Annotated in this window: 27 protein-coding genes; 25 read left to right on the forward strand and 2 right to left on the reverse strand. The window is 44.4% G+C overall.

Features of this window, described 5'->3' with window-relative positions; all coding sequences use genetic code 11:
• Nucleotide 1: 1 nt before the first annotated feature.
• The 9 genes from OIT45_RS07380 to OIT45_RS07420 all read left to right on the forward strand — a co-directional run bounded on the left by OIT45_RS07380 (nucleotide 2) and on the right by OIT45_RS07420 (nucleotide 8,045).
• The gene (locus OIT45_RS07380; RefSeq protein WP_199404576.1) at nucleotides 2-703 is read left to right on the forward strand and encodes a GntR family transcriptional regulator; all 702 of its coding nucleotides are present in this window, start codon (nucleotides 2-4) and stop codon (nucleotides 701-703) included.
• Between the two features lie 128 nt (nucleotides 704-831).
• A complete protein-coding gene (locus OIT45_RS07385) occupies nucleotides 832-1,035 on the forward strand; it encodes a hypothetical protein (protein WP_242458286.1) in 204 nt (67 codons plus the stop codon).
• Nucleotides 1,032-1,331 carry a hypothetical protein gene (locus OIT45_RS07390; RefSeq protein WP_242458285.1) on the forward strand — a complete coding sequence of 100 codons (300 nt, stop codon included), beginning with the start codon at nucleotides 1,032-1,034 and terminating at the stop codon, nucleotides 1,329-1,331. Before OIT45_RS07385 ends, OIT45_RS07390 begins: the two co-directional genes overlap by 4 nt.
• A gap of 235 nt (nucleotides 1,332-1,566) precedes the next feature.
• Nucleotides 1,567-2,178 carry a 30S ribosomal protein S4 gene (rpsD, locus tag OIT45_RS07395; RefSeq protein WP_003609715.1) on the forward strand — a complete coding sequence of 204 codons (612 nt, stop codon included), beginning with the start codon at nucleotides 1,567-1,569 and terminating at the stop codon, nucleotides 2,176-2,178.
• A 156-nt stretch (nucleotides 2,179-2,334) separates the two neighbouring features.
• Complete coding sequence (locus tag OIT45_RS07400) at nucleotides 2,335-3,411, forward strand: acyltransferase family protein (RefSeq protein ID WP_199404575.1); 1,077 nt, start codon at nucleotides 2,335-2,337, stop codon at nucleotides 3,409-3,411.
• A gap of 138 nt (nucleotides 3,412-3,549) precedes the next feature.
• On the forward strand, nucleotides 3,550-4,494 hold the full coding sequence (locus tag OIT45_RS07405) for a Dyp-type peroxidase (protein WP_199404574.1): 945 nt from the start codon (nucleotides 3,550-3,552) through the stop codon (nucleotides 4,492-4,494).
• A 483-nt stretch (nucleotides 4,495-4,977) separates the two neighbouring features.
• Complete coding sequence (locus OIT45_RS07410) at nucleotides 4,978-6,711, forward strand: septation ring formation regulator EzrA (protein WP_199404573.1); 1,734 nt, start codon at nucleotides 4,978-4,980, stop codon at nucleotides 6,709-6,711.
• A 63-nt stretch (nucleotides 6,712-6,774) separates the two neighbouring features.
• Nucleotides 6,775-7,224 carry a hypothetical protein gene (locus tag OIT45_RS07415; protein WP_199404572.1) on the forward strand — a complete coding sequence of 150 codons (450 nt, stop codon included), beginning with the start codon at nucleotides 6,775-6,777 and terminating at the stop codon, nucleotides 7,222-7,224.
• A gap of 107 nt (nucleotides 7,225-7,331) precedes the next feature.
• Nucleotides 7,332-8,045, forward strand: a complete 714-nt coding sequence (locus OIT45_RS07420; RefSeq protein WP_199404571.1) for a thiamine phosphate synthase — start codon at nucleotides 7,332-7,334, stop codon at nucleotides 8,043-8,045.
• Nucleotides 8,046-8,112: 67 nt separating this feature from the next.
• Here OIT45_RS07420 and OIT45_RS07425 read toward each other — a convergent pair whose 3' ends face one another.
• Nucleotides 8,113-9,420 carry an NCS2 family permease gene (locus tag OIT45_RS07425; RefSeq protein ID WP_199404570.1) on the reverse strand — a complete coding sequence of 436 codons (1,308 nt, stop codon included), beginning with the start codon at nucleotides 9,418-9,420 and terminating at the stop codon, nucleotides 8,113-8,115.
• Between the two features lie 232 nt (nucleotides 9,421-9,652).
• Between OIT45_RS07425 and OIT45_RS07430 the strand changes: the two genes are divergently transcribed.
• The 7 genes from OIT45_RS07430 (at nucleotide 9,653) to OIT45_RS07460 (ending at nucleotide 18,309) form a co-directional block, all read left to right on the forward strand.
• Nucleotides 9,653-12,235, forward strand: coding sequence for a cation-translocating P-type ATPase (locus tag OIT45_RS07430; RefSeq protein ID WP_264339965.1), 2,583 nt, complete (start codon nucleotides 9,653-9,655; stop codon nucleotides 12,233-12,235).
• A 230-nt stretch (nucleotides 12,236-12,465) separates the two neighbouring features.
• Nucleotides 12,466-13,758, forward strand: coding sequence for an adenylosuccinate synthase (locus OIT45_RS07435; RefSeq protein WP_135520489.1), 1,293 nt, complete (start codon nucleotides 12,466-12,468; stop codon nucleotides 13,756-13,758).
• Nucleotides 13,759-13,762: 4 nt separating this feature from the next.
• Nucleotides 13,763-14,299, forward strand: a complete 537-nt coding sequence (locus tag OIT45_RS07440) for a phosphoribosyltransferase (RefSeq protein ID WP_199404568.1) — start codon at nucleotides 13,763-13,765, stop codon at nucleotides 14,297-14,299.
• Between the two features lie 239 nt (nucleotides 14,300-14,538).
• Complete coding sequence (locus OIT45_RS07445) at nucleotides 14,539-15,117, forward strand: hypothetical protein (protein ID WP_199404567.1); 579 nt, start codon at nucleotides 14,539-14,541, stop codon at nucleotides 15,115-15,117.
• A gap of 427 nt (nucleotides 15,118-15,544) precedes the next feature.
• The gene (locus OIT45_RS07450; protein ID WP_199404566.1) at nucleotides 15,545-16,252 is read left to right on the forward strand and encodes a hypothetical protein; all 708 of its coding nucleotides are present in this window, start codon (nucleotides 15,545-15,547) and stop codon (nucleotides 16,250-16,252) included.
• A gap of 442 nt (nucleotides 16,253-16,694) precedes the next feature.
• Nucleotides 16,695-17,285 (forward strand): DUF1269 domain-containing protein, encoded by a 591-nt coding sequence (locus OIT45_RS07455; protein WP_199404565.1) that lies wholly within the window; start codon nucleotides 16,695-16,697, stop codon nucleotides 17,283-17,285.
• A 379-nt stretch (nucleotides 17,286-17,664) separates the two neighbouring features.
• Complete coding sequence (locus OIT45_RS07460; protein WP_199404564.1) at nucleotides 17,665-18,309, forward strand: FusB/FusC family EF-G-binding protein; 645 nt, start codon at nucleotides 17,665-17,667, stop codon at nucleotides 18,307-18,309.
• Nucleotides 18,310-18,360: 51 nt separating this feature from the next.
• On the opposite strand, the gene OIT45_RS07465 is transcribed toward OIT45_RS07460, so the two are convergent.
• The gene (locus OIT45_RS07465; RefSeq protein ID WP_199404563.1) at nucleotides 18,361-18,954 is read right to left on the reverse strand and encodes a TetR/AcrR family transcriptional regulator; all 594 of its coding nucleotides are present in this window, start codon (nucleotides 18,952-18,954) and stop codon (nucleotides 18,361-18,363) included.
• 183 nt (nucleotides 18,955-19,137) lie between these two features.
• Between OIT45_RS07465 and OIT45_RS07470 the strand changes: the two genes are divergently transcribed.
• From OIT45_RS07470 to OIT45_RS12630, 9 genes are all read left to right on the forward strand, one after another.
• Nucleotides 19,138-20,532, forward strand: a complete 1,395-nt coding sequence (locus OIT45_RS07470) for a DHA2 family efflux MFS transporter permease subunit (RefSeq protein WP_199404562.1) — start codon at nucleotides 19,138-19,140, stop codon at nucleotides 20,530-20,532.
• A 97-nt stretch (nucleotides 20,533-20,629) separates the two neighbouring features.
• A complete protein-coding gene (locus OIT45_RS07475) occupies nucleotides 20,630-20,764 on the forward strand; it encodes a hypothetical protein (protein WP_264339966.1) in 135 nt (44 codons plus the stop codon).
• Complete coding sequence (locus OIT45_RS07480) at nucleotides 20,739-22,475, forward strand: hypothetical protein (protein WP_264339967.1); 1,737 nt, start codon at nucleotides 20,739-20,741, stop codon at nucleotides 22,473-22,475. The genes OIT45_RS07475 and OIT45_RS07480 overlap by 26 nt, the downstream gene beginning before the upstream one ends.
• 170 nt (nucleotides 22,476-22,645) lie before the next feature.
• Nucleotides 22,646-23,494, forward strand: a complete 849-nt coding sequence (locus OIT45_RS07485) for a DegV family protein (protein WP_135798372.1) — start codon at nucleotides 22,646-22,648, stop codon at nucleotides 23,492-23,494.
• Nucleotides 23,495-23,620: 126 nt separating this feature from the next.
• Complete coding sequence (locus tag OIT45_RS07490; RefSeq protein WP_199404560.1) at nucleotides 23,621-24,277, forward strand: TetR/AcrR family transcriptional regulator; 657 nt, start codon at nucleotides 23,621-23,623, stop codon at nucleotides 24,275-24,277.
• 143 nt (nucleotides 24,278-24,420) lie between these two features.
• Nucleotides 24,421-24,960 (forward strand): YagU family protein, encoded by a 540-nt coding sequence (locus OIT45_RS07495; RefSeq protein WP_003609683.1) that lies wholly within the window; start codon nucleotides 24,421-24,423, stop codon nucleotides 24,958-24,960.
• Between the two features lie 129 nt (nucleotides 24,961-25,089).
• Nucleotides 25,090-25,776 (forward strand): hypothetical protein, encoded by a 687-nt coding sequence (locus OIT45_RS07500; RefSeq protein ID WP_199404559.1) that lies wholly within the window; start codon nucleotides 25,090-25,092, stop codon nucleotides 25,774-25,776.
• A gap of 71 nt (nucleotides 25,777-25,847) precedes the next feature.
• Nucleotides 25,848-26,354, forward strand: a complete 507-nt coding sequence (locus tag OIT45_RS07505; RefSeq protein WP_264339968.1) for a helix-turn-helix domain-containing protein — start codon at nucleotides 25,848-25,850, stop codon at nucleotides 26,352-26,354.
• Nucleotides 26,355-26,422: 68 nt separating this feature from the next.
• Nucleotides 26,423-26,737, forward strand: a complete 315-nt coding sequence (locus OIT45_RS12630) for an IS3 family transposase (protein WP_413743291.1) — start codon at nucleotides 26,423-26,425, stop codon at nucleotides 26,735-26,737.
• Nucleotides 26,738-26,997 lie beyond the last annotated feature (260 nt).

Consider the following 26,997-nt stretch of genomic DNA (forward strand, 5'->3'; position numbering starts at 1 on the left):
TATGGGCGCACCCGTATATATTCAAATTCACGATGAAATCAGTGAAGCTATTGAAGCTGGCCGTTGGGTGCCGGGGGACAAGATTCCGGCAGAACGTGAACTGGCTGAACAATTTGGGGTCTCACGCATGACTTTGCGTCAAGCGGTGATGATGCTAGTAGACGAAGGTGTTTTGGAACGTCGAGTTGGGTCAGGAACTTATGTTGCTGAACGCAAAGTTCAAGAACAATTGAACGGCGTTACGTCATTCACTGAAATGATGGCGGCAGCTGGTAAAGTTGCAACATCACGCACGATTTCTTTCCATATTGGAAAGGCATCAAACTCTGAACAAGAGCAGTTACAACTAGGTGCGGATGGCCAGGTGCTTCGCATGGAACGTGTTCGTTACGGTAATGATGAGCCGATTGCGTTTGAAGTTGCCTCAATTCCAGCAACCCTAGTTGACGGGTTAGCGCGTGAAAGCCTAACAAACTCACTGTATCGAACGCTTTCTGAAGAACGTGGTCTAAAGATTGGCCGTGCGCAACAAACGGTGACGGCGGCTGCGGTTACCGAACGCATTTCTGAATATTTAGGCATTAAGCGTGGTGATCCAGTCTTGGTCATGCGACAAATTACGTTTGACACAAACGATCGCCCGTTCGAGTACGTTCGTACCCAATATGTTGGGTCTCGTTTCGAATTCTTTTTGGAAAAATAATCACAAGCAAAACGCCTACATGTAGGCGTTTTTTAGCTAAAACCGTTTTTTGTGCACAATCTCTGAAAGCGTGTATAATTACTTACCGTTAGTAATTATTATTCATTGTTTGCGTAGGAGAAAGAGAAATGCATAAGTTAAATCCAACAATTGCTTTGGCGTTGTTTGTGGCAACCATTCCATCACTTTGGGCGGTTGCGGCACCGTTTGTTGGCGTGACGGTTGGAGCAGCTGCCTTGATTACGGGTGGTTTCTTTGTGGCGTCAGGTAACGATTCTAAGAATAAGTGGCGTGAGCTATTTGGAATGTGGCTGGAATTCCTTGGGGGATGATGGCCGTAACATTCCCGGGATTGACGGGATGGCCTAAGACAACGCTATTTGTGACATTGTTCGTCCTAGGCGCATTAGCTGTTTTGATTTCTGGCATGCCTGGTATTCGTAACTGGGTTGATACAGCAGCTTGGTTGACTGGCTGGGCAATCTCAATCATCATTTTGAGTTTGAATGGTGGACCTGCTAAGTTTGGTACGATGCCATTGCAAATTGCCGGTGCGATGTTGGCTGGTATTTTCATTGTTGGTGTTTTGGGACGTATCGTCGTCGATGCGCTTTCAAAGCAAAACTAAAGAGATAAAGTTAGGAAGAACGCTTGTAGTTGTTCTTCCTTTTTGTTAAACTAATTGAAGTGTTGAAAACTGCAGCGGATTGTCCGCAAGCTCGTCAACAATTCACCGACCCGTTTCAATTATGGCGGAGAACACACCAGTACCCGCGCTGCAGCGGTGAAAGTTTGGGTGAATTGCACGAATGTGAGGCAATTCTCTAGAATTCAACAAAAATAAATTCTGGAGGACATTTAATATGTCACGTTATACTGGACCTAAGTTCCGTGTTTCACGTCGTTTGGGTGTTTCTTTGTCAGGTACTGGTAAGGAAATTGCTCGTCGTAACTACGCCCCTGGAGATCACGGTGCCGGCCGCCGCGCAAAGATTTCTGATTACGGTATGCAATTGGCTGAAAAGCAAAAGGTACGTTTCACGTACGGTTTGACTGAGCGTCAATTCCACAACTTGTTTAACAAGGCTGGTAAGATCCGTAAGGGTACGCACGGTGAAAACTTCATCGTATTGTTGGAGCGTCGTTTGGACAACATTGTTTACCGTTTGGGCTTGGCTTCAACGCGTCAACAAGCACGTCAATTGGTTAACCACGGCCACATCTTGGTTGATGGTAAGCGTGTTGACATTCCTTCATACGAAGTTACTGTAGGTCAAGAGATCTCAGTTCGTGAGAAGTCACAAAAGAACGTTTACATCCAAGCTTCTTTGGAAGCTACGGCTGGAACGTTGCCATTCGTTGAGTTCAACAAGGACGAGATGAAGGGTTCATTGGTTCGCTTGCCAGAGCGTTCAGAATTGGACCACGATTACAACGAAAACCTTATCGTTGAATACTACAACAAGTTGGGATAATTTTATTATTCGTACTTGTTGTACAACAAAGAAGCACGAAACGCCTATGTTTCGTGCTTTTTTTGTGGAATTCTCAAGGTTCAAAAAAAGGAAACAACTTGAATTGCGCCAGATGGTACAATTAGGCTTATCCAATAATTCTTTGGGAGTAAAATTATGGAAAAATCTGTCGCGAAAAAGAAGCGTGTTGGTTGGCTAGATTACGGGAAGGGCATTCTGATTTTGAGTGTCGTGCTAGTTCACACGGTTGGCTCTCTATATAAAACAGGTCAATTTCCAGCAGCAATGATGGGGTTGGAGATGGCACAACGCATACTATTTATGTTTGTTATGCCAGTGTTCTTTGCTATTTCTGGGTACTTGTTTAAGCCTTCAACTGACTGGCGCCAATATCTAATGGGGCTGGGGAAGAAGTTAGTGATGTTGGGCGTGCCGTATATTGTCTTTTCGGTTATCTACGTTATCCTACAAAACCTGTCGTCGGCTACAGTTCATGATCGTTATGCAATCAGTGATTTGTTGTATATTGGGGTAAATCCAGTTGGGTATTTGTGGTACTTATATGTGTACTTCTTTATTTTGGTACTGTTCGGTGCGCTGACGTTGGTTATTAAGCATAAGGGCACGCTACTAGGTGTTTATGCGGTGCTGTTTGCATTGGCAATTATGGGATTCTTGCCAACGCTTTATGCGATTAACCAAACAGTTCTTTGGGGCGCAACGTTCTTAGTTGGTTACTTACTACGTTCAAAGTTGCAGCGTGGCCAGATGGCTGTGCTGGGTGGTGTGTCATTACTACTAATTATCGCTTTGTGGATTTTGCAAGGGGCGTCAACTTGGTTTTATGATACGAACTTCATTACGCCGGCTAATTTTGCGATGAAGCTTTTGACGATTCCAGTCTTCTTCGCAATCTTTATGTGGCTTGGAGAAATGACGGATAAAGTTTCAAACGTGGTGCGGTACTTTGGTAAGATTTCGCTCGTCATTTACTTGATTCACCCACCGGTTGTATCAATTGCCCGTATTGTCGTGATGAAGGTGCTAGGTAACAATCTGTTGATTGACTTGGTACTTGTCTTTGTGGTTGCGATGGCAGTTAGCTTGTTTGGTGAGTGGTTATCAAAGAAGCTAAAGCTAGTGGCCTTCATCTTTTATCCAACACGTTTCCTTCCAACAGGAATGGGGTTAAATATGTTGGCAATGATTAAGCGTCGCTTCTCTGCAGAATAACAACTGATTAAAATGGACTTGGTAATTCATGAGATTGCCGGGTCCATTTTTGTTTGCGGCATGAAGTGTTTGGAACGGTAATTCGCTTAGTGGCAGGCTATAATAAATCAAAACGATATGATTTTGGGGGATAATATCATGCCAGTAACACCAACTAAGGCACAAGATGTATGGAAAGACGTGGGGAAGAATGTTTCTTTCGTTGTATTGAAATTAAAGCGCGAGAACTTGGCAACTGATCAAGAAGCGATTGCTGAATTTGCGGATCGGTCACAAGCAATTGAACGATCGATGATGATTCGGGCCGCCGATGCAAATTTGAAGGTTTCGATTGGTTTCAGTCGAACGGCGTGGGATTATCTGTTTCCAAATGCCACGGTACCTAAGCAACTAGAAACCTACACAACATTGACCGGACCGGAATATAGCATGCCAGCATCAGAAGGTGATATCTTCTTGCACGTACGCGCGGGTGATGAAGCGGTCGTGTACGAAATTGTCCGTCAGTTCATGGTTTTCCTCGATCCAATTGCTACGGTGATCGATGAGACGAAGGGGTTCCGTTATTTCGAAGGTCGCGCCATTATTGGCTTTATTGACGGTACCGAAGCACCGGCTGAATTTGAAGCAGCTGACTATGCGTTGGTAGGGGAGGAAGACCTGGAGTATATTAACGGATCGTACGCCTTTGCCCAAAAGTGGCTGCATGACATGGACTTCTGGGGCAAGATGAAAACAGAAGAACAAGAAAAGGCAGTAGGCCGTCATAAGTTTGATGACTTGGAATTGGATGACGGGGAAAAATTCCATAACGCGCACAATGTTGCGGCTAAGATTGAGGTTGATGGTGAGGAGCAAAAGATTGTCCGCATGAACGTGCCGTTTTCTGATCCGGCAACCGGCAAAACAGGAACGTATTTTATTGGTTATTCACGTTACTGGTCAGTCACAAAGGCGATGTTGCAACAAATGGTGGATATGTCAGACTTCTTGCTGACGTTCTCGACCATCCAATCGGGTCAATTGTTCTTTATTCCGTCGCGTGATACCCTAGGCGAAATTGCTGATGGGACACTGTTTTAGGCGTTAAACCAAAGCACTGACTACGGTCAGTGCTTTATTTTTTACCAACTCTTTTAAAGAATACTGACCTTTTGTTCCCCACTGAAATTAACAGCTGTGGATAAATTGTGGATAAGTTTGTGGACGTGTTGTGGAAAGGCTATGGAAAACTATTCTAACCGTTATCATTGAATTCTCATTTTTTAACAAAGCTATCCACAGGTTATCCACAATTTGACGGCCTTTTAATTTGGTGACTGTGGATAATGTGGAAAACTTTTAATGCAAAAAGATGTCTATTTTGTGGAAAATGTCATGAGATATATAATTGCCCGCAAATAATCTGTAAACGCGTTTAAAAAAGGTTAAAGAACGCCAAGTAAAACCTAAGTCAGGGCAAAAAAAGCGGTTGTAAAACTGCTGGCGTGCTACTCTAATATGTAGATAATTCCCGAATAGTAAGGAGCTTGGTGACGATTAGGCGTCGCCAAAGGTAGGTAGAGTATGACACAGATTGGACATATCGTAATTGGCTTGATAGTTGTCGTAGCGGCCATTTACTTGATTATCTTTGTCTCTCAACGATTGACTGCACGCAAGGTAGCTAAGTTACTTCAGAAGAAGGAGCAGTTAGCTGAAATTCCAATGCGTGATCGCTTAGTGAAAGGACGTCAATTGAGTTTGACAGGTCAATCACTCAAGCAATTCCAATTGTTGGAGAACAAGTACGGCACACTTGAAACGCAAGGCTTCAATGAAATTGAAAACCAAGCCAACAGTGTTCTATTCGAATCACAAGGTTTGAACTTCGTTAAGACGGCACAAGAATTGAAGCAATTGCAACAATTGATTCGTGATGCTGAAATGACGATTGATGTTGTTAATCAAGGTTTGTCTGATTTGGAAAAGTTAGACGAGGCGCACAAGGCAGCCGTTAAGGAACTTGAAGTTAAGTATCAAGACCTACGTAAGACGTTGCTGTCACAAAACTTCAGCTTCGGACCAGCAATTGATAAGTTGGAAGAAATTTTGGGGTCATTGGAAGATGACTTTGCTGAGTTTGCCCGTTTGACGGAAGCTGGTGACCACGCAACGGCCGCTGGTATTTACGAGACGTTGGGGATGGAAACGAACCAACTTGAACAACGCATTGAACAAATTCCAGGCCTATTTAAGTCATTGGATGATACGTTGCCAGGGCAATTAGCAGAATTGCATGATGCATATGACAAGATGGCCGCTGAAGGGTTCAAGTTCGAAACGGATATTCCGGAAGAGCTTGAAGAACTTGAAACACAACGCACAAACGCGTTGGACTTGTTGGCTGACTTAACGTTGAAGCAAGTATCTGAGACAATTGCGCAAATGGAAGCTCGTACAGAAGTGTTGTACGAAACGTTTGAAAAGGAAGCTGGTTCAGCCCAAGAAGTTTGGGAGAACAACGAGCAGTTGACGGCGTACGTTGTTCACAACAAGCGACAAAACCACGAGCTGTATATCGAGTTGGATCGCTTAAATCAAGACTTTGTCTTTACCAAGGATGAAGTTGGCCAAGTACGCAGTTGGGAAATCCAATTATCAAATGTTTCGGTTAGCTTGGAAGATTTGAAGGCGTCAATTTCACAACACGAAGTTGTCTTCTCAAGCTTGCTTGAAACGCAACATGGTTTGCGTGAAGAACTTGAGCGTATCGAAAAGGAGCAAGTTTCAATGTGGGAAGGCTTGAAGGAGCTACCACAGCTTGTCCAACAATCACGTAATCGTGTGACGTTGTTGTCAGACAAGCTACGCCAAATTCAACGCGCTGTGGAGCGTCAAGGTTTGCCGGGCTTGCCAGACACGTATATGAGTTTCTTCTACGCCGTGAATGATGAATTGGGTCGTTTGAAGCAACAACTTGGTTTATCACGTATCAACGTTGATGACGTTTTGCGTCAACTAAGTATCGTGACGGCTGACTTGGATACATTGCAGGAAAACACAGATGCGTTGATTGAGGCTGCCTCAGTGACGGAACGCTTGGTACGTAAGGCGTTGGCATACCGTGATAATGCAGATGTCGTTCAAGCGACGCAACAAGCTCGTTACTACTATGAAACTGACTTTGATTACACACGTGCGATGAACACGTTGGGTGCAGTCATTGATCAACAAGAGCAAGGTGCGACGGCTCGCCTTGTAAATGCATACCGCCAAGAGCAAGCAACCTTGCAAGCGGAATTTGCAGAACAACAATAGTCAAATCTAAACGGTCATCTGATGTGTTATCGGGTGGCCGTTTTTTGAAAAAAGAGGTGTGAGATGATTATGATTTTGAATTGGGTGTTGCCAATTGTGTATGTGGGATATACCGTCTGGCGCCAATGGCAACCACGTCTGGTGACAACGACATATAAGGTAGATGTATTCGCTTTAGCACTTGGCTTAATAATTGCTGGAACGGCTGTTCAAAACGATTGGGTGAATCCGAACGCTGCCGGATGGCTAATCGTGGGTTTGATAGCGGTGGTATCCGTTGGGCTATTATCGATTGCACGAACGTTATCTGAGGAAATGTGGGTGACTGATGATGGTGAGGTTGCGCATCACGCAACAGTTGGTACGGTAGTGTTTTGGGTGGCGTCAATTTTGTTAAACGTTGAGAGTGATCAACTAGTTGCTCACAGCGGTGCGTTTTCGTTGTTGTACCTAGCGCTGGCAGCGATTGTACAAACGAAGCTAACTGGGTGGCGAGCAAGTGCTAAAAAGTGAAGTAATCAGAAATGGATCGTTATAAAACGGTCCTTTTTCTTTGTCGCGTTTCTGCAAAAACTTTATACTTACAAAAGTAAAGAATAACGGATTTTCGGAGGTGTATCATGACATTTAAGGCAGAACAATTAGCAAGTACATTGGTGATTGGATCACAATATGTGGACGATGTTGCTGGCTTCGTTGCGCAAGCAGTTAGGGCTGGCGTTTCAATGGTAATTTTGAACGAAGCGCAATTGACTGGGGTGGAAAAGCAAAACTTGGCTGAGTACATTCGTGATGTAACGCGTGCTGCAGATGTTGCCTTCATGATCGCTGACGATGTTGCCCTTGCGGCTGCGGTTGAGGCTGATGGTGTTTACGTGAGTGACCGTCACCAAGTAAATGATTTGACAGCTCAAGCACAAGCGGCTGGTTTGTACACGGGTGTTTCAATTAACAACCGTACGGAGTTGTTGGAAGAAGAGCCAGCTGGTTTGGCCTTTTACAGCGTTAGCCCAGTTTACCCAAGCCGTCACGTGACGGAAGAAGCACCAATTGAGCACTTGGCTGGTTTGACAACGGTTGTTCAAAACAGTGATTTGCCAGTCGTTGCGATGGGTGGCATCACGGTTGCTCGCTTGAAGGATATTGTCCGCATGGGTGTTTACGGTGCTGCAGCTATCGACGCATTCGTTGATGCAGATGATTTGGTTGCAGCGGTTGCCGCATTTAACGATACGTTTGCGGGGATGACAGTGGACCAAGCGTTGGGTAACACACGCTATGGTTTGGCAATCCCAGGCAAGCACACCAACGCCGTTCAAGGTGAACTACACTAATAACTGATATACTAAAACGCCCCCAGATGAGAACTGAACTCATCTGGGGGCGTTATTTTTATAATGTTTAGTGTGCAACGATGAATAGGAACAACATGAAGATGAATGCTAAGGCATACATCAGTGGGTGAACCTTACCAGCGTGCTTTGTTGCGATCATCATGATTGGGTACAAGATGAATCCCAATGCAATACCGTCAGAAATTGAGTACGTCAATGGCATACCAATGACAATCAAGAATGAAGGGGCTGCGATTGCGAAATCATCCCAATCGATGTTACGCAAGTTTTCGGCCATCAACACACCAACAACAACCAAAGCTGGGGCTGTTACTTGTGAGGTTACCACCGTCAAAAGTGGTGAGAACATCAAAGCGAAGATGAACAAGATACCTGTTGTGATTGATGTCAAACCTGAACGACCACCAACGGCCATACCTGATGAAGACTCAACGTAGGCTGAAGTTGGTGACGTTCCAAGAATGGCACCTGCTGTCATACCAACGGCATCGGCCATCAAAGCGCGACCAGCACGTGGCATCTTGCCGTCCTTCATGAAACCGGCTTGGGTTGCCAAACCGATCATCGTACCAGCAGTATCAAAGAATGTCACAATCAAGAACGTCAAAACAACTGTCCACAATTGGAATGTGTTGATGTCCGTGATGTGTGAGATTGATTCACCGAACGTTGGTGCCAATGAAGGTGCAGCTGAAACCAAGTGCGTTGGTAAATCAATCAAACCTGAGATGATTCCAACGATTGCGGTTAGGACCATGCCAATGAAGATAGCGGCTGGCACGCGTGTTGCGATTAAAATGAACGTCACGATAATGCCGAAAATTGAAAGCAATGATGTACCAGACGTCAAGTGACCAAGTGATACCATCGTCGATTCGTTTGAAACAATCAAACCAGCGTTAGCCAATCCGATGAAAGCAATGAACAAACCGATACCAGCTGCGATGGCAACCTTCAAGTCTTGTGGAATCATGTTGATGATGGTTTCACGAACTTTGAAGAACGTTAGCAACAAGAAGATAATGGCAGCGACCAAAACACCGGCCATTGCGGTTTGCCACGGCACCTTCATACCGATTACAACAGAGTAAGCGAAGAAGGCATTCACACCAAGTCCTGGTGCAATGGCGATTGGGTAACGAGCAACCAATCCCATGAAGATTGTGGCGATAGCGGCAGCAACACCAGTAGCGGTGAAGACAGCACCCTTGTCCATTCCAGCGGCTCCCAAAACCGTTGGGTTAACGAACAAAATGTAGGCCATCGAGACAAAAGTCGTCAATCCGGCAATTAGCTCAGTACGGAAGTTTGTTCCGAGTTCGCCAAAACGGAAATATTTTGCAACAGAGTTCATCTGTATCTCCTCAAATAGATAGAATAAAATAAGTTCTTTCGTAACAATTTCATAGTTTAGGCGATGAAACGTTCGTTGTCAACGAAAATCACGAACAAATGACGAAAGGTAAGTGTGAAGTTGGGTAAAATACGAACGTTTTCAAATTTTGAGCACATTATTAGGCCTAAGTAACGGAAATTGTTAAAATGTAACTGAGAAGAGATATGCCGACGAAGAGGAGGGCCGACATATGATATACCAGGAAATGTTAACGCAAGTCATTGAAAAGATGCGTGTTCAACCCGATGCGGGGTTAACCGACGCTCAGGTTCAAGAGGTGCGTCAAAAGTATGGGGATAACCGGTTTGTAGAACCGCCAAAGGAAGGGCTATTCAAGAAGGTTATTCGGAGTTTGAGTGATATTACAACAATCATTTTGATTATCGCAGCCGTCATTTCATTGGTGACAACTGTGATTCAAGGGCACGGCGATTACTTTGAAAGTTTCTTGATTATTGCCATTGTTGTTATTAATTCTGTCTTGTCGATTGTGCAAGAGGGACGTGCCGAAAAGGCCTTGGATTCATTGAAGGGCTTAGAGCGCGAAGAAGCAAAGGTCCGCCGTAATGGTGAAGTAGTGTTCGTACCAATGACTGATGTGGTTGTTGGGGATATTTTGGTTCTTGAAAATGGGGTGAAGATTCCAGCCGATGCGCGGTTACTGAAGACATCGGATTTACGTGTGGAAGAATCTGCGCTGACTGGTGAAAGCCAACCAATTGAAAAGGACGAAGATTTTATTACCGGTGAGAGCGTGCCGTTGGGTGATCGCTTAAACATGGTTTACCGCGGGACAACCATTGTTAATGGGCGTGCCGAAGCAGTTGTTGTGGCAACTGGTATGGAAACCGAAATGGGTAAGATTGCTGGTTTGCTTGGTGCTGAAGAGCGTGAAATGACACCGATGCAAAAGCGTTTGGCTCAATTGGGTCGTCAATTGACGGTTGTGGCCATTGTCGCAGCATTGATTGTCTTGGTACTGGGTATCATGCAAGGTGACCCAATCATGGAGCTGTTCATGACAGCTGTGTCATTGGCCGTTGCGGTGGTTCCTGAGACGTTGATGGTTATCGTGACAATTACATTGGCGCTGGGTGTGCAACGAATGGCTGCCCGCCACGCAATTGTGCGTCGTTTGCCAGCGGTTGAAACGTTGGGATCAGCGAGCGTGATTGCATCAGATAAGACGGGGACGTTGACGCAAAACAAGATGACGGCGCGTCAAGTTTGGGATGCAACAAAGGATGAAGTTGTGCCAGTCGATCAAGTTGATACCGTACCGGACGCACTTCGTTTTGGTGCATTATCAACTAATGTGACAGTGCAAGATGGGCAATTAAGTGGTTTGCCAACAGAGATTGCCCTGGTAGCTAGTATCGGTGGCGTAGATGATTATCGTGCTTTGCAAACTGAGTATCCGAAGGTTTATGAAATTCCATTCAACTCAACTCGACAGCGCATTACCACGGTGCATAAGGTAGCGGATGGCTACTTGGCGATTACCAAGGGGGCATTCGATGTCTTGTTGCCAAAGTTACCAGCGGATGTTCAAAGTCGTGCAACCGAAATCAACCAACAATTTGGTAATCAAGCATTGCGTGTGATTACGGTTGCGATGACTAAGTTGGCGACGATTTCGGCAGAACCGACAGCCGAAGAGTTGGAGCAAAACATACAGTTGCTTGGATTGGTTGGGATTATCGATCCGCCACGTCCAGAGTCTGCGCAAGCCGTTGCGGAAGCCCGTGCGGCCGGTATTAAGACGGTAATGATCACCGGTGACCACGTAGCGACAGCAAGTGCGATTGCCCGTGAAATTGGGATTTTGTTGCCAACTGATAAGGCGTTAACGGGTGCTGAATTGCACGCCATGTCAGATGAACAGTTAGATGCAACGGTTCAAGACTATGCCGTGTACGCTCGTGTTACGCCAGAGGATAAGATTCGTATTGTTAAGGCCTGGCAGAAGCGCGGTGATGTGGTGGCAATGACAGGTGACGGTGTAAATGATGCGCCAGCCTTGAACGCTGCTAATGCCGGGATTGCCATGGGACAAACCGGAACTGATGTTGCCCGTGAGGCAGCTGACATTGTTTTGACTGACGATAACTTCGCAACAATCGTGCATGCAGTTGAGGAAGGCCGTGGCATTTACGCTAACATCCGAAAGACGATTAACTTCCTGATGAGTGCCAACATGTCAGAAATTATCGTGATTGTCATGGCGATGATCTTCGGCTGGGGTAGTCCGTTTATGGCAGCCCAGTTGTTGTTCATTAACTTGGTATCTGATGGGTTGCCAGGATTCGCCTTGGCTAAGGAGCCAGCGCACGGTGACGTGATGAACGAGAAGCCAATTAATCCAAAGGCCAGCGTATTTGCCCACGGATTAGGTATTCGCATTGCCTTTAATGCCATCTTGTTCGCCGTGATTACGCTGTTAGCTCAAGGGTACGGTGTCTGGACGGGCAATGTTGAAGCCGGTCACACGATGGCGTTCGTTGTCTTGTCGATGACATCAATCTTACACGTCTTCAACATTCGTAGTGAAAAGTCGATGTTCCGCATCAAGTTTTCAGCAAATCGTAGTTTGGTGATGATGGCCATCTTGGCGGCGGTCTTGAGTTTGTTGGTTGTGACAGTACCAGTGACGCAAGAGATTTTCCACTTCCACGCCTTGACGACTGGGCAATGGATTATCACCGCAATCTTGTCAGTGATTCCGAATATTGCATGGGAAATCATTAAGATTGTCAACCGCAATAATCACTAATGTACAAGCGATATACTTCGGTGTATCGCTTTTTATTATGCACAAAATGTAATAAACGTTATGAAAACACGAATAATCAACAGTGTTAATTAAAAGTAGTCGTCAAAAATCGAACTTTATCGCCGATTAGTGTTGAAACTTCAAATGTTTGTTGATAAAATAGATTTTGTGATAAAACGTTTTGAAATGTTCGTGTTTTACGGATGTTCCAGTAAATTAAGGGGGCCATCATGGCAGGAATCGTAGTTGTTGGTAGTCAATGGGGAGATGAAGGAAAGGGAAAGATTACAAACTTCATCGCACAGAACTCGGATATGGTAGTGCGTTACCAAGGTGGTAACAACGCCGGCCACACGATTTATGTTGACGGACAGAAATTTGAGTTGTCAGCTATTCCTTCAGGGATTTTCAACCCTAACCGTTTGGCAGTGATTGGTAATGGGTCAGTGGTTAACCCGAAGGCATTGTTGGAAGAGTTGCACGGTATTCAAGAAAAGGGTGTAACGACTGACAATTTGCGTATCTCAGATCGTGCGCACGTTATTTTCCCTTACCACATTTTGATTGACCAATTGGCTGATGCACGTAAGGGTGATGGCAAGATTGGGACGACTGGACGTGGTATCGGACCTACTTATATGGATAAGGCTGCGCGTACTGGTATTCGTGTTGTGGACTTGTTGGACGAAGCTGTTTTGCGTGAGCGTTTGACAACGGTTTTGGCTGAAAAGAACGAGTTGTTGGAAAAGATTTATAACCATGAGCCACTTGATTTGGACGAATTGGTTGCCGAATTTACCGATTACGGTCAACAATTGAAGCCATATATCACGGATACGACGGTGATTGTTAACGAATACCTAGATAGCAACAAGCGTGTCTTGCTTGAAGGTGCGCAAGGTGCCATGTTGGATATCGACCACGGCACGTACCCATACGTGACATCATCTTCACCAGTTGGTGGTGGGGCAACGATTGGTGCCGGTATCGGCCCAACAAAGATTGATCGTGTTGTGGGTGTTGCTAAGGCCTACACGTCACGAGTTGGGGATGGACCTTTCCCAACGGAATTGTTCGATGAAGTTGGTGATCGCATTCGCGAAATCGGTCACGAATACGGGGTTGTGACGAAGCGCCCACGTCGTATTGGTTGGTTGGATACGGTGGTTTTGCGCCACGCTGCCCGCATCGGTGGTTTCACACACTTGTCATTGAACTCGCTTGATGTGTTGTCAGGTTTGAAGACGTTGAAGATTGCGGTGGCTTATGAGTTGGACGGTCAACGCATTGAGCATTACCCAGCAAGCTTGGGAGATGTGCGTCGCGTAACGCCAATCTATGAAGAGTTGCCAGGTTGGGATGATGACATTACTGGGGTAAAGTCACGTGAAGAATTGCCAGCTAATGCAGAAGCGTACTTGAAGCGCGTTGAAGAATTGATTGGTGTGCCATTGTACACATTCGCAGTTGGTCCTTCAAACGAGCAAACGATTATTCTATTTGATATCTGGAATGAGGGGTAAAACCATGGAAACAATGACGTTGCAACGGACTGTTTTGGGAACTGAAGAAATCGCTGCGATGGTTGAACGCGTCGCAGCTGAAATCAACGATGCAACGGCACATGTTGACCGACCTGTTTTTGTGGGAGTCATGAAGGGTGCCTACATTTGGATGGCTGATTTGCTACGTGCGGTTGGCCGTGACGTTGAAACGGATTATATTGATGTGTCGAGTTACGTGGGGGATTCGTCAACTGGACACATTACGATTCAACGTGATTTGAAGGTTGACCTAGCTGGCCGTACTGTTATTATTCTGGATGAAGTGATAGATACAGGATTGACGCTGCGTTATCTAAAGGCTGACTTTGAGAAGCGAGGGGCTGATCAAGTGTTGGTGGCTGTAGCGGTCGACAAGCGTGATGATGTGTCCGCCGGGGGGATTACACCTGACTTTGTGGGAGCAAAAGTACCAAATGAATTCTTGGTTGGTTATGGCATGGACTTCAATAATCATCACCGTAATCTACCTTACGTTGCGGTGCTTGAAGTCGAAGATTAAGCGGCTAAGATTTTAGAGAAGTATATTAAGTGAAAGAAACCGTGGTATCATGCAGTTTCAAGGGATAACCCTAATTGGTCAGATCGACTGGTTAGGGTTATTTTTCGTAATCACGGAAATTAGTGGTGAGGCAGTTGTTGCTAACTGGTCGCTTATTTACCTGTTGCGACAGGCCATTTACAGGCAGAATACGTGCACATGATTGGATAACAAAAGAAAAATACTTGAGGAAAACAGAAATGGCACGAAAGAAGAGTGTAGCTGCGACAATTGAGCAGCAAACGGTCGAGTTCTCGGTCGCACGTGATGGGGGCGATGGTTTTTACAGGCGACGGGTTTGGTCGCAAGAAGGAACACGATATCTAGTGATTGATTCTTATAGCGCTGTAACAGCACGTGATGTGATTGAAGGTGCGTTGTCTGACCTGTTGATTGATACGAATATCCGCCACATGGATTTGAGAGCTGCCGAAGTGCTTCAGTTTCATGCGTTCAGCCAACAACCGGTCAGAATTACGAATGACTCGTTACATACACATGGTGGGGAGGAGAGTCGTGTTCGATTGGCATTACAAGAAGTGTTACCTAATGTCGATAAAATCATCATGGCAACAGGCGTTTTGTCACGTCGATACGTTGTTGGTGAGGAACGTGTTACTGCAATTCTTAATGAGATAGAAGAAGAAGGTAAAAGTGATGTGGTTGAATGGATTGTTGCTCCGACGTCACAATTGCCAGCTTCGCCAACTCAAAGGGCTGTAAGGCAAGTTGATTATTCGATCTTGGAGACTGATGTGGATTATCATCCAATTCAGTAGTCAGAATGACAGTGAGAATACCCGCTGTTTTTTTCGTAAGCTGATGGAAATAAGGGTACTAGTGTCACTAGCAGCAGAGTTATTGAATCGTGCCGAAATGATAATCGGAATTCATTTGCTAAAGTGACTTTCATTTAGTGAGAAACAACGTTAAAATTGTATGTGATAAATATAAACAACAAAGAATGAAAGAAATTGAAATTAATACCAAATAATGAATTGGTTATATGTTTTCAAATCACTACTAAAAAATAGACCTATGCTGATGAGAATTAAGACGATGATTGTTTTAGCATATAGCGATGCAGACGAGAGTTTTAAAAATTTCTATGTGACCTGAATTTCAAAAGTAGAATTAGTTTGTTGCTTTATATTTGAATGACGGAAAGCGGAAGTAGTAAAAATTGTTCTATAGGGGTAGTTTTAGATGGTAATCAACCTAGTTTTAGGGTTTATACCTGGAATTGTCGGTACAATTGTGGCGTGGCTTTGGAGAAAAATTAGAAAACCTGCTGAATTGAAAAAAGCGAATTCTAAATATTTGGATACAATTCAATCGATGATTTTGTCGGGTATGGAAATTGGTGGTTTTGAAATCGAGGCAATACGAGAGTCGATATCCAGGAAGTTTGATGTTGATATGGCGAAAATGCTTGAAAATCGACAACTAATTAATGATTTATTTGTTAAAATTTACGAACTCGAAATATTATCCAGCGAACAAAAAAATGAAAAATTAGAGGCTGTCAGGAGTTTGAATGATTTGCTCCAACATGATTACAACAATCAATTCAGTACTGAGTCGAATTATACGGAAGAACACATGGTTTTGACGAGAAACAAAAAAGTTGGAGGCTGGTATACGTCCTTTTTGATACCATATTTCATATTCGCGGTAGCGGCTTTGCCAATTTTTATAATTGGTCATTTTGCAAATGCCGATTTTTCTAGAGTTTTTAGCATCACTATTGAAAGAATCCTTTCAGATAAGCAAAGCGTATCAGTCGTTTTTAGTGTGATAATGGCTCTTGGTACCGTTTCTGCTCTCATAGTGGCACTTCCCATCGTCCTAAACTCTGGTAACGACTCTAAAGACAAACCAATTGCACGTTTTTTTAGGGAATTTTTTGATTGAACAAAAGCAAATTTTGTGACGTGAATAGCATATTCATAAAGTGAAAATGTTTGTAAATTCGCCTGAATTACTGTAGTTACGCCCATTTAGTGGCGTTTAGCGGCAGAATTGTTGCACAAAAAAGTATATTTAGAAAACGGGCAGGTCGCATAAAGGTCGCTACACCAATCTTTGCGGATTGTACTTACATCAACTTTTATTCCATGGCATGGACTATAACAACCACTACCAAAACTTGCCATATGTGGCGGTGCTATCATTAGAAAAATAACATCACCTGATATTTCTCACCCTAGCTGGTTGTAATGACTGGCTAGGGTTGTTTTTGTCCATAAGCGTAATAAGGTGTCCGCTGAATTTTTTTGATGATAAAACGAAACGGTTTGACGCTGATTTAGCCCCAAGATATATTTGCGGTATCAAATAATCGGGGGACTGAATTATGGAAAAGAATGCTGTTATTGCTGTGTTTCCGAAAGATGAGCAAGCTTACAAAGCGTTTATGGATTTAAAAGAAAACGAGCGGATTATTTCGGCTGGCCTTGTGACGCTTCAAGGAGAACACGACTTTAAATTAAAGGATTCATTTACGACACGCGACGATTCTGGCTGGTTGACTGGGTCAGTGTTTGGTTCAGCAATTGGCTTAATTGGTGGCCCGTTGGGTGTATTGTTCGGCGGTACGTTGGGCGCTTTAGTGGGGGCTGATTCGGATGTTGCGCAAGTGGCATCTGATCAGGTGTTGCTGGCGTTCATGGCAACGCGCCTTTCTGAGGGAGATACGGCAGTACTAATTGTTGTTGAAGAGGATGACGAATGGGCGTTGGACCGTGAGTTAATCGCAGCAGGTGCAGACCCGATTGCTCGTCAGAGCCTCGACACATTGATAAAAGAAGTGGCACGTGCTGAAATGATTGCAGGTGATGTGGCAAATCTTGTACGTGAAACAGAAAAAGCTGAAAACAAGTTAGCGCGTGAAAAGAAAATTAATGAAAAAGTTGCGGAATTAAAGGCGCGTTTCAATCTGGATTAGAAGCAATAAAAAATTAGCGTTTTAAAACTAACGCAAAGTATAGCAAAGCGACCTGGCTGGTAATTAACTAGTCAGGTCGCTTTATTGCTTACTTTTACACATTTCTATATAATGATTGAACTATCAAAAACGAATGGAGATGATGAAGATGCCAGTATTTGGATCATTATCACAGCAGCTGTTGGTCTAAAACACCTGACTTCAGTCAGGTGTTTTAGACCAAAGACGCACCTGTTAAGGGCGACTTGGTCATGTCGGAGGTATAAAACCTCCGACATTCTCAGTCTGCTTTATCTCTACGCCGCATGAAGGTTAAGTCAAAGTAATTTTCATCGCCGGCGTAGTCTGTGCGATGTGTATCTAGTAATGGAGCGTAAACATGGACAAACAACTACAACCGCACGAATTCGTTGCAATCAAAGAACAAGTCATCATCTTGAACAAGGCGTTTAACTCAGTTAACGATAAGAACGTTAAGTCTGTCGTTCAGGCCGATGTTATTGAAACAGTTAAGAACATTTTGCCAGACACGGATGTCGCCAATGAGTTCTTGGCGCAATTACCTGAAATTGCAATGTCAAAGCAACGTGCTGAGCATGCATTTAAGCAACTTTCAGAATTGGTGACGCCGTTCCCTGAGTTGAGCGCAAATCAACTTGGTAAGTTGTTCAAAAAGGTTAAGAAGCTACCTGAACCTAAGTGGGAAAACATGAATCGTCATGAAATGACTTACTTGGGTTGGAATGACAATGGTAGCCAAAAGAAGTACATCGTCGCACCACGCGATGGTAAGTTGGTGGGCATCTATGGTGATTTCGATCCAAAGCCGTTGAACGGATTGTGTGCCATCTGTCATCAACTAGGAACGGTTTCAATGTTCCTATCAAAGGTGAAGTCACGAGGTGCTGACGGTAATTATACGAAGCGCGGTAATCTTATTTGCCGTGATAGCTCACTTTGCAATGCGCAATTGAGCAGCCTTGACTACCTTGCAAGCTTTGTCGAAACGACGCTTGTTAAGTAAAGACAACGCTAAAAAACGCCCTGACCGGTTCAAATTCGGTCAGGGCGTTTTTTAGCGTTGTTGATTCATAATGGCTGGCAAAATCACTTCATCTACCAATTCAGCGACAAAATCATCGGTAATGGGTTCATCACTCATTAAGAAGTGATAACGAAGCAGTTCGAATGGCAATAATTTCACCATGTCGGTGGTGGTGTTATTGATTTCACCATTGAGCTGCGCCTTAGATAAAATGCGCTCCATGATGAACAAGTTGGATTGCTTAATTTGGTTCAAGAAAGTGAGTACGTCAGTGTTGTCGTCTTTGCTGACTTCACCCAAAATAGCACGGTTGTAGGTGCGCCCCATAATATCTGCTGAATGCTTGTATCGGGTCAACATTTCTAACAAATCACCGCGTAGTGAACCGGTGCTGAAGTCGGCATCGACTAACTTACCTTGTACTTGATGGGCTTCGTCTTGAATTGCCTCGGTCATTAAAGCGAATGGTGAGGGCCAACGACGGTACAGTACCGTTCGGGAAGTACCAGATTCACGAGCGATGCGAGCGAAATTAACGGCTTGATAACCTTCTCGGGCCATGATGTCACGGGTGACGCTAAAAATAGCGTTCGTGAGATCGTCCCCAGTTTTTCGAGTAGCCATAGCGTTACGACCAACCTTTCAATTAATATCTGTACCTCCATTGTACCTGAGTTTTCGAAAACAAGATACACAATGTATCTAAAATGCTTGCGTTTTAAAAAAAGTTGTGTCTATAATAGCTTTTGTTCAAAAGATACACAGTGTACCTTAAAAAGAAACGAAGTGTAAAAGAAGGTAGAAGAGATGGCAGAGAAAAAGACAGATGCCTTGCCAAAGCATGTGATTAACATGGCGTGGATTTTGGTGTTAGGCGCAATTGCACCGATGCTCGATGCAACAATGGTTAATATCGCGGTTAATGATTTAGCACGCGATTTTGGTGCAACGTTGTCGACGATTCAATGGGTCATTACAGGTTACGTGTTAGCAACGGCCGTCGCGGTGCCATTCGCGGGTTGGTTAGTTAATCGCTTTAGTGGTAAGTGGGTGTTCTTGGCAGCGGAAATCGCATTTGGGGTCTTCTCGCTAGCGTCAGCACTGGCTTGGAATATCGACAGTCTGATTGTTTTCCGACTTTTCCAAGGTGCGGCGGCGGGGATGTTAACGCCGTTGCTAACAACTTTGCTAGTGGACCTAGCTGGTAGTGATGCGATGGGACGCTTGATGGCAGTTGTTGGTTTGCCAATTATGCTTGGACCTATCTTGGGACCGGTTGTCGGTGGTATTGTGTTGCAATATGCGTCATGGCGCTGGATTTTCTATATCAATGTGCCAATTGTGATTTTGGCCTCATTCCTAATTGCGCTAAAGTTGCCAAACTTTGAAGCGAAAGATCGTCACGCGAAGTTTGATGTCATTGGAGTGGCGCTACTGGCTGGTGTCTCATCAACAATCATTTACGGTATTGTCCAAGCTAGTACCAAGGGTGATTTCACCAACCACACGACGCTTGCTTATGTCGGTGCAGGCGTTGTGTTGATGGCGGTTTATGGTATCTACGCACACTTCATGGGTGATAAAGCGATTTTGCCAATTCGCTTGTTTACGCGCAAAAATTTCTCTGCTGCGATGGTGGGGATGGTCGTTGGTGGTGTGGCAACGAACGGTGCAATGCTCTTGTTGCCTTTGTTCTTCCAAAACTTGCGTGGTGATTCAGTGATTGTGGCTGGGTTGTCACTCATCCCACAAGGTGTCGGCATGTTGTTGGCACGACCAATTGTTGGTAAGTTAATTGATCGCATTGGCGCACGTTATGTCACGATTGTGAGTCTATTCATTACATTAGTCGGTACGGTGCCATTTGTGTACTTCGATGGCCACACTGCCTACTGGCTAGTTGGTCTCGTGTTGTTGGTTCGCGGAATCGGAGCTGGTGGTATCTTGTCACCTTTGATGACGGATGCCTTTGTTGGTGGTAGCCAACGGGATTCTGGGTCAATCTCAGTTGCCTCACGTACCTTCCAAAATATTGGTGGTGCCTTTGGTTCAGCTGTCATTGCAACGGTGGTCGCCGGCTATATGACAACGCACACCAGCATTGCCGTTGGTTACCAAACCGGCTTTGCCTGGTCAGCAGGTTTGTCATTGTTGATTTTGATTCCAGCAATGTTCCTGACAAATAAGCTAAGTAAAAAGTAATTCCAAAAAAACGAAAACGCCCCTGACTAGCGAACTGTTAGTCGGGGGCGTTTGCTGTATACTACTCTTAATTAAAGTAGTTGAGAGGGATAAAATCATGCAACTCAAATTAGATCAAGATGGTTTTATTGATGAAGCATTGGTGGACGATGTGCGAGCTGGATTATCAACGGCTGGGACGGCATTGGGACCAATTAACAAGGACGTTGAAGCGCAACCGTCAACAGTTTAGAGACTTAACGGCATCGTTCGCCAAGCAAACGGAGTGGGTGAATGCCCAACAAATGAGTGCAGCGATTTTGGATGATGTGTATTTGGTGACAAACAAGCCAACGATTGCATGGGATGTTGAAGATGTGTTGTTGGGATTGACCTTTACGATTGGGTCGCATGATCAATTTCAAGCATTGGATGATGAAACGATTATTGCGTTCACGACAGATTTGCTACAATTCTTGGCTTTGAATGGGATGGCACAAGTTGATTTGGCGTCGAACCTTGCCGAACAATGGGTGATTGATGAATTAGCAGCTTATCGCGAAAACTTGGCTAACGACTCACTGGCGGACGAGGAGTCACAAACGACCGATACGATTAAGCCGTTGTTGGCTAAGCTGGCCACACAATCACAATTTGTGGCACTGGACAGTGCCGTACAAGAGTCGATGGTGACGACAATGTTGCCACTGTTCGCTGATATGATGCGTGAAATTGCCCATGAACCACTCGGTAAGTGGACGACGAACGGCTTAAAGCGCATTTTGTTTAATTACTTTGTGCCAACGGTGGTTTTGACGGTTGAGCAACAGCAAAACTTACCCGATGTGATTGCGATGTTTATTGATGCCAATCCGGCCGTGGCTGTTGATGCGCCAACGGTTATGGCGACTGCTCAACAACTTGCTTGGCAGTTTGAACATGAGGCATCATACCCAGGTTACTATTCGGCTGATAAGCGCGTGGCAACGGTTGCCGCTGAGGCCGGCATCAGTTTGAATGATCAACAAGCGTTGGATGAATTCGCGGATGACTATTGGGCTAGCAAGGCGGGCCAAGAGAAGTTTGGCGCAATTGGTCGAGGTTTTGGTGGCCTATGGGATTACTTGGAAAATGAACGTTTGTTCCAAGATATTAAGTTGAAGAACCAAGACGCGCGCTTGTTCTACCAATACATGGAACCATTCTACATTCAAAGTTTGGATCCAGATTGGGAAGCAGATTATGATTTTGAACGTTGGCAAAAAACGATTGCCCACAATACGCAGTTGGCGGTGCTGGATGCACTGTATGGTCGAACAAAGGTTGAGATGATTAAACACATTGCGATGGCGTTCGGCCACCAATCAGCGGATGAGACCCACCATCAAGTGCAGGTTTGGGTGCAACAAATTAATGATTTGCTGGGACCGGTTGTGCAACTGAATGACCGTGGTCAAGTGGTCTTTGATGATAAAGAACGTTTATTGCAAGCGGTTCAGAAGGAATTACACCAAACTGAATTGGCGAAGCTGCCAGTATTGATGGCGACAACGCCAGCTGAGTTGCGTGAAGACAATCATAACCAAGTTGATATCTTTATTGAGAAGTTGCAAATTCAATTGGGGGATGTGTTGGAAGCTGATCAAATTCGTTTGGCTGAAGAAATCCTTGATAATCTCACGGAGACGGCTGGTGGGCAATGGCAAATGCCACTACAAGCGCTATCAGATGAGAACTTCACGAAGTTGTTGGCTAGCGAATTGTTTGGCGTGTTGAGTATGCGCCAAGCCTATTTCGGGTTACAAATCATTATTGCTTTCTTGGATAACTCCCGCGCTTTAGCAGAATTAACCAAGCCACGCTTCGATGAATTTGTCCGCCTCATTAAGACAATGCAAGACCAACAAGTGTCACAATACTTGTTGGATATCGCTGAACGAATGACACTTGAAATGCCAATTTAATTGATAATGAAACTCCTGATTAGCGCCATGCTAGTTGGGAGTATTTTTTTGCGCTATTGCAACACTGACCCGTATTTTAAAATCGTCCTATATATGATATAGTTTTAGATACTAGATGGTTTAGTTATTAAACATAAGTATTTCAACCAGAAGGTCGAGGGGAATTTGAAATGGCTAAAGTAAAAATTGTAACTGACTCAACAGCGCGTTTGACGCCGGAAGAAGTGGCTGCATATGATATTGCGGTTGTACCTCTAACGGTGATGATTGATGGCGTGGTGTACCACGATGGGGTATCAATTACACCAAGCGAATTTATTGAGAAGATGGCGGAAGCTAAGGCGTTGCCAACAACATCGCAACCATCATTAGGCGCGTTTACAGAAGTTTATGAAACACTACCTGAAGATGTTGAAATCTTGTCATTGCATTTGACGCATAACCTGTCAGGGACGGTACAAGCAGCTGAACAAGCATCACGCATGGTGCCACAAGATGTCGTTGTGCGTGATTCAAACTACATTGATCGTGCCTTGGCGATGCAAGTGTTGGTCGCTGGTCGCATGGCCGAAGCCGGTGCAACACGTGATGAAATTTTGGCAGAATTGCAACGCGTCGAAGATAACACGGAATTGTACCTAACTGTTAGCACGTTGAAGAACTTGGTCGCAGGTGGTCGTTTGTCAAAGACAGCCGGCTTGATTGGTTCATTGTTGGATATCAAGGTTGGGGCGCACGTGCCACTTGGTCAAATCACGATGGAAGTTAAGGGTCGTGGTAAGAAGACAATTAAGGCCTACCAAGACTTGATTTTTGAGCGTATGCAAGCGGAAGAAAATGGTATTGCGGTTATCGGTATTTCACACGCTGACGCAGCTGAAGATGCCGAAAACTTGGCAGCACGTGCTCGTGAATTGTTCCCAGATGCAATTGTGGATATTGCTGAAACAACGCCAATCGAGTCAACACATGCTGGCCCAGGTGCCATGGGTATTTCTTATTTGAAGAACTACGCTTAATTAATTGAATAAAGTTAAATGCCGATGGTTGTTAAGCCATCGGCATTTTTTAATACAGCAGTTGCTTGTTATTCTGTTGAATATGGGCGAAAATGGATGAAGTTCTTTTTAGGAGGCTGGGCTTACATGGGACGACAACGTAATGAACAAACAATTACTGATATTCGCCGCGCGATTTGGGGATTGTTTGTTGAACAAGGATATGCAAAAACGAGTTTTTCGGCGGTTGCTCAACGTGCGGGACTTCAACGATCAATTGTGCAGTACTACTTCTCGAAGAAGGCAGATTTCGCCACGATTGTTAATTCGCAAGTCTCAGAAACGATTATGGCGGTGGTTGATAATCTGTATCCTGACGTGGATAAGTTGTCGCGCTATTATTTGGCCATCCAGATTTATTTTTACACATTTTTCCATTCAAAAGAGATGCGTCAATTCAATCTCGATATTCTTGAAAATCGACGTTTAGCTGATGCTGCCATGTTCCAACAAATCAATTGGTCGTTGGAATTGCTGTCTGCGCACAAGGTTGTTGAACCGGCGATGCTGGACATTCATTTGATTGATGCGTGGGGTGGGTTTACTGAAGTGATGTACCATGGCCTGTTATACCAACGTGAGATTGATATTCCGGTGGGTGTTGCTAAGTTGGTGAAGTTAGTGGCTACGAATTCTGGCTATGATGACGCAACAATCGATGCCACGATGCAACAATATTGCTTATCCGAACAAGCGATTAAGCGAGCACGTGACCGGGTTACGACCATAATTGAAGAAAAATAATATGAAATACCGTTTGGTTGATATGCCAAACGGTATTTTTTAATTGCTTTGACATTGTAAGTGTCTTGTGATAAATTTATCAATGTTAATTAGTTGGTATGCGTATAGGAAAAGTGCGTAAGACGACTTATGGAGGTATAGAGATGTTTAAGTTGGATAAGCCAGTCGCTAGCTTGAAGGAAATTATCCTTAAGAGTGTGTGGTATGGCTTTGTTGCTGGAATGATTTCCGGCATGGTTAAGATTGGTTGGGAGAATTTGTTGCCACCGCGTACAATTGCGCGTAATTTGACGAATCCGCCACAAACAATGATGGAACAATTTGGGGTGCCACACAGTTTGACACACGCCTACGTTTATTATTCACATGATCAAAAGGTCTTTTGGTTTACATTGATTTTGCACTTTTCATTTTCTGTATTCTTTGCCATGGCCTATGTGTTTATTTCACAATACTGGTCAAAGGTTGGGTTGTGGCAAGGTGCTGCTTACGGTATCTTCCTTTGGTTCGCTTGGCACATCGTTTTGATGCCAGCAATGGGAACTGTGCCAGCTCCTTGGAACCAACCATTTGATGAGCACTTCTCAGAGTTCTTCGGCCACATTGTGTGGGCATGGTCGATTGCGGCAGTTGTATTCTTTATGATTGCGAAGGACAAAAAGGGTAAGTTGGTTAATATTTAAATGTATTGAAAAGGATTCCGTGGGACGGAATCCTTTTTTATTACCCGTTGAGCTTTTGAGAGGGTCAATCCGAATAATTCTGGTATGCTGAAGTCATAGAACGCCATGCAATTCTATTGGAGGGGCCACATGAAAAAAATAATGCAGTGGGGAATTGGCATTTTGGGTGTTGCTGCAGCTGTCGGAATCGGCTATATAGGTATGGGGCTGATTAGTGATGCCCATTCAACAGATAAGGTCACCACGAACGCTAAGCAACAGGCATCAAGTGAACAGCAGACTAACAAACCCAAGCAACAGAAAACGATTTTTCAACAGATTGCTGGTCGTGACTTTTGGTTCACATCCGGTGCAGGCGGTTGGCGCACTGTCATGACCATTAATGAAGACGGGACATTTTCTGGTAAGTTTACGGATTCAGATATGGGTGACTCAGGGACTGATTATCCCAAGGGAAGCATGAAGATATCTGAATTCACGGGACGCTTAGACAATGTGCAAAAGGTATCGGCTACCGCCTACACAATGACGGTGTCGCAACTTGATTATAATCCGGCGAATGTGACAACGATTGTTGATGGCGTACGTGAAATCACAGCCGAACCGTACGGTATTGGCCTAAATGATGCCATCACGATTTATTTACCTGGTCAGGAAGTTGATCGGAATGATGCTACGTACCGTATGTGGTTAGGAACTGGTGGTCCGTATGGTGACACGACGGCTTTCATTCAAAATGAGAAATTCACGTTACCAACCTTATTTGATACCACGCAACACTACGCTTGGATTGTCTATCCGGCATCACAAGTATAAGTATTTTTGAAAACACTGAGCAGGGCATGTGGTGTACCCCGAAAGTTAAAGTAACTTTCGGGGTTTTCTTTATGACTAGAATCTCAAAACAAACAAAATTTAAAGCTATCCAGGAATATTTTCTAGGAGTCGACAGCAAAAGGTCGATAGCGAGACGTTATGGTCTGGACTCAACGGCATTTTTAGTCCTCATTGCAGCCTACGAAACACATGGGCCAGATGTGTTGTTCAATCCGCCAAAAGTTACTACGGAATTTAGAATTGCATTGGCTTCTTGGGCAATCAAAAATAACGCTTCATATACTGAAATAGCGGCTAAGTTCGGTTATACCGGCACTGCACAAATGCGTGCATGGAAAGAAATTTATTCCAAACTAGGCCCAAATGGGTTATTGTCTATTCAAAAAGGACGAAAACCTGAGATGCCAAACAAGAAGCCTAAGTCAGTCAAAAAATTAACAGAGCAAGAAAATCGACTTTCTCAACTCGAAGATGAAGTTCTTCGACTAAAGATTGAAAATGAAGCGTTAAAATTATTAGCCTCGATTCAGCAACGAACCGACAACTCGCAGAAGTAGTTTGCCGACTCGAGGCACAATTTAAACTAGTAGATATACTAAAGGTTCTTCCAATCGCAGAAAGTACAGTGCATTACTGGAAACGAAAGTTTCAAAAGGACGATTCCGATGAGCCACTTAGAGTGGCCATCAGGACAATTTGGGAAGCTGATAATCACTATGGTGTGCGTCGAGTGTATTTAGAGTTGCGGAAGCAGCCTGAGTTCGCAGAGGTAAATCACAAGAAAGTTCAACGGCTGATGCATGAGATGGGATTAAAAGGCGTTGGATATAACAAACAATCGCGCAAGTATGATTCATCTAAGGGGCCTGAAGGAAAGCGCGTGAAGAATAAGATTTCACCGTCGTTTCAAGACCGATCGACCATTACAAAAACTATCTAGCGATGGGCTCTGATGTCAAGACTCCGGACCTCTTTTTAGAGCCCGCTAGGGCTCGTACCACGAAAATTTTTCAAAATGACCTGATTTCGTACAGATTTTGGGTCATTTTTTAATGGGGTCCAGGGGTTTTGCCCCTGTGCCTGCCGGAGGCTATGGAGTTACGGTGGTCTAGTTTGGATTTTGTTGAATTTCACAAGTCTGAGGGTATAGCAAATAAGCACTTGTCAGAGTGATTTTTGGACTTCACAAAGTCAGTGCTT

Source organism: Weissella sp. LMG 11983, assembly GCF_025908495.1.
In the GTDB taxonomy this organism is placed as follows: Bacteria; Bacillota; Bacilli; order Lactobacillales; family Lactobacillaceae; genus Weissella; species Weissella fermenti.

Coding starts and splice junctions, on each gene's coding strand:
- OIT45_RS07440 (WP_199404568.1), top strand. CDS start 13,763: ATGGAAACAATGACGTTGCAACGGACTGTTTTGGGAACTGAAGAAATC.
- OIT45_RS07495 (WP_003609683.1), top strand. CDS start 24,421: ATGTTTAAGTTGGATAAGCCAGTCGCTAGCTTGAAGGAAATTATCCTT.
- OIT45_RS07420 (WP_199404571.1), top strand. CDS start 7,332: ATGACATTTAAGGCAGAACAATTAGCAAGTACATTGGTGATTGGATCA.
- OIT45_RS07455 (WP_199404565.1), top strand. CDS start 16,695: ATGGAAAAGAATGCTGTTATTGCTGTGTTTCCGAAAGATGAGCAAGCT.
- OIT45_RS07425 (WP_199404570.1), bottom strand. CDS start 9,420: ATGAACTCTGTTGCAAAATATTTCCGTTTTGGCGAACTCGGAACAAAC.
- OIT45_RS07505 (WP_264339968.1), top strand. CDS start 25,848: ATGACTAGAATCTCAAAACAAACAAAATTTAAAGCTATCCAGGAATAT.
- OIT45_RS07465 (WP_199404563.1), bottom strand. CDS start 18,954: ATGGCTACTCGAAAAACTGGGGACGATCTCACGAACGCTATTTTTAGC.
- OIT45_RS07400 (WP_199404575.1), top strand. CDS start 2,335: ATGGAAAAATCTGTCGCGAAAAAGAAGCGTGTTGGTTGGCTAGATTAC.
- OIT45_RS07405 (WP_199404574.1), top strand. CDS start 3,550: ATGCCAGTAACACCAACTAAGGCACAAGATGTATGGAAAGACGTGGGG.
- OIT45_RS07470 (WP_199404562.1), top strand. CDS start 19,138: ATGGCAGAGAAAAAGACAGATGCCTTGCCAAAGCATGTGATTAACATG.
- OIT45_RS07445 (WP_199404567.1), top strand. CDS start 14,539: ATGGCACGAAAGAAGAGTGTAGCTGCGACAATTGAGCAGCAAACGGTC.
- OIT45_RS07460 (WP_199404564.1), top strand. CDS start 17,665: ATGGACAAACAACTACAACCGCACGAATTCGTTGCAATCAAAGAACAA.
- OIT45_RS07475 (WP_264339966.1), top strand. CDS start 20,630: ATGCAACTCAAATTAGATCAAGATGGTTTTATTGATGAAGCATTGGTG.
- OIT45_RS07380 (WP_199404576.1), top strand. CDS start 2: ATGGGCGCACCCGTATATATTCAAATTCACGATGAAATCAGTGAAGCT.
- OIT45_RS07485 (WP_135798372.1), top strand. CDS start 22,646: ATGGCTAAAGTAAAAATTGTAACTGACTCAACAGCGCGTTTGACGCCG.
- OIT45_RS07435 (WP_135520489.1), top strand. CDS start 12,466: ATGGCAGGAATCGTAGTTGTTGGTAGTCAATGGGGAGATGAAGGAAAG.
- OIT45_RS07390 (WP_242458285.1), top strand. CDS start 1,032: ATGATGGCCGTAACATTCCCGGGATTGACGGGATGGCCTAAGACAACG.
- rpsD (WP_003609715.1), top strand. CDS start 1,567: ATGTCACGTTATACTGGACCTAAGTTCCGTGTTTCACGTCGTTTGGGT.
- OIT45_RS07500 (WP_199404559.1), top strand. CDS start 25,090: ATGAAAAAAATAATGCAGTGGGGAATTGGCATTTTGGGTGTTGCTGCA.
- OIT45_RS07450 (WP_199404566.1), top strand. CDS start 15,545: ATGGTAATCAACCTAGTTTTAGGGTTTATACCTGGAATTGTCGGTACA.
- OIT45_RS07430 (WP_264339965.1), top strand. CDS start 9,653: ATGATATACCAGGAAATGTTAACGCAAGTCATTGAAAAGATGCGTGTT.
- OIT45_RS07385 (WP_242458286.1), top strand. CDS start 832: ATGCATAAGTTAAATCCAACAATTGCTTTGGCGTTGTTTGTGGCAACC.
- OIT45_RS07410 (WP_199404573.1), top strand. CDS start 4,978: ATGACACAGATTGGACATATCGTAATTGGCTTGATAGTTGTCGTAGCG.
- OIT45_RS07490 (WP_199404560.1), top strand. CDS start 23,621: ATGGGACGACAACGTAATGAACAAACAATTACTGATATTCGCCGCGCG.
- OIT45_RS07415 (WP_199404572.1), top strand. CDS start 6,775: ATGATTATGATTTTGAATTGGGTGTTGCCAATTGTGTATGTGGGATAT.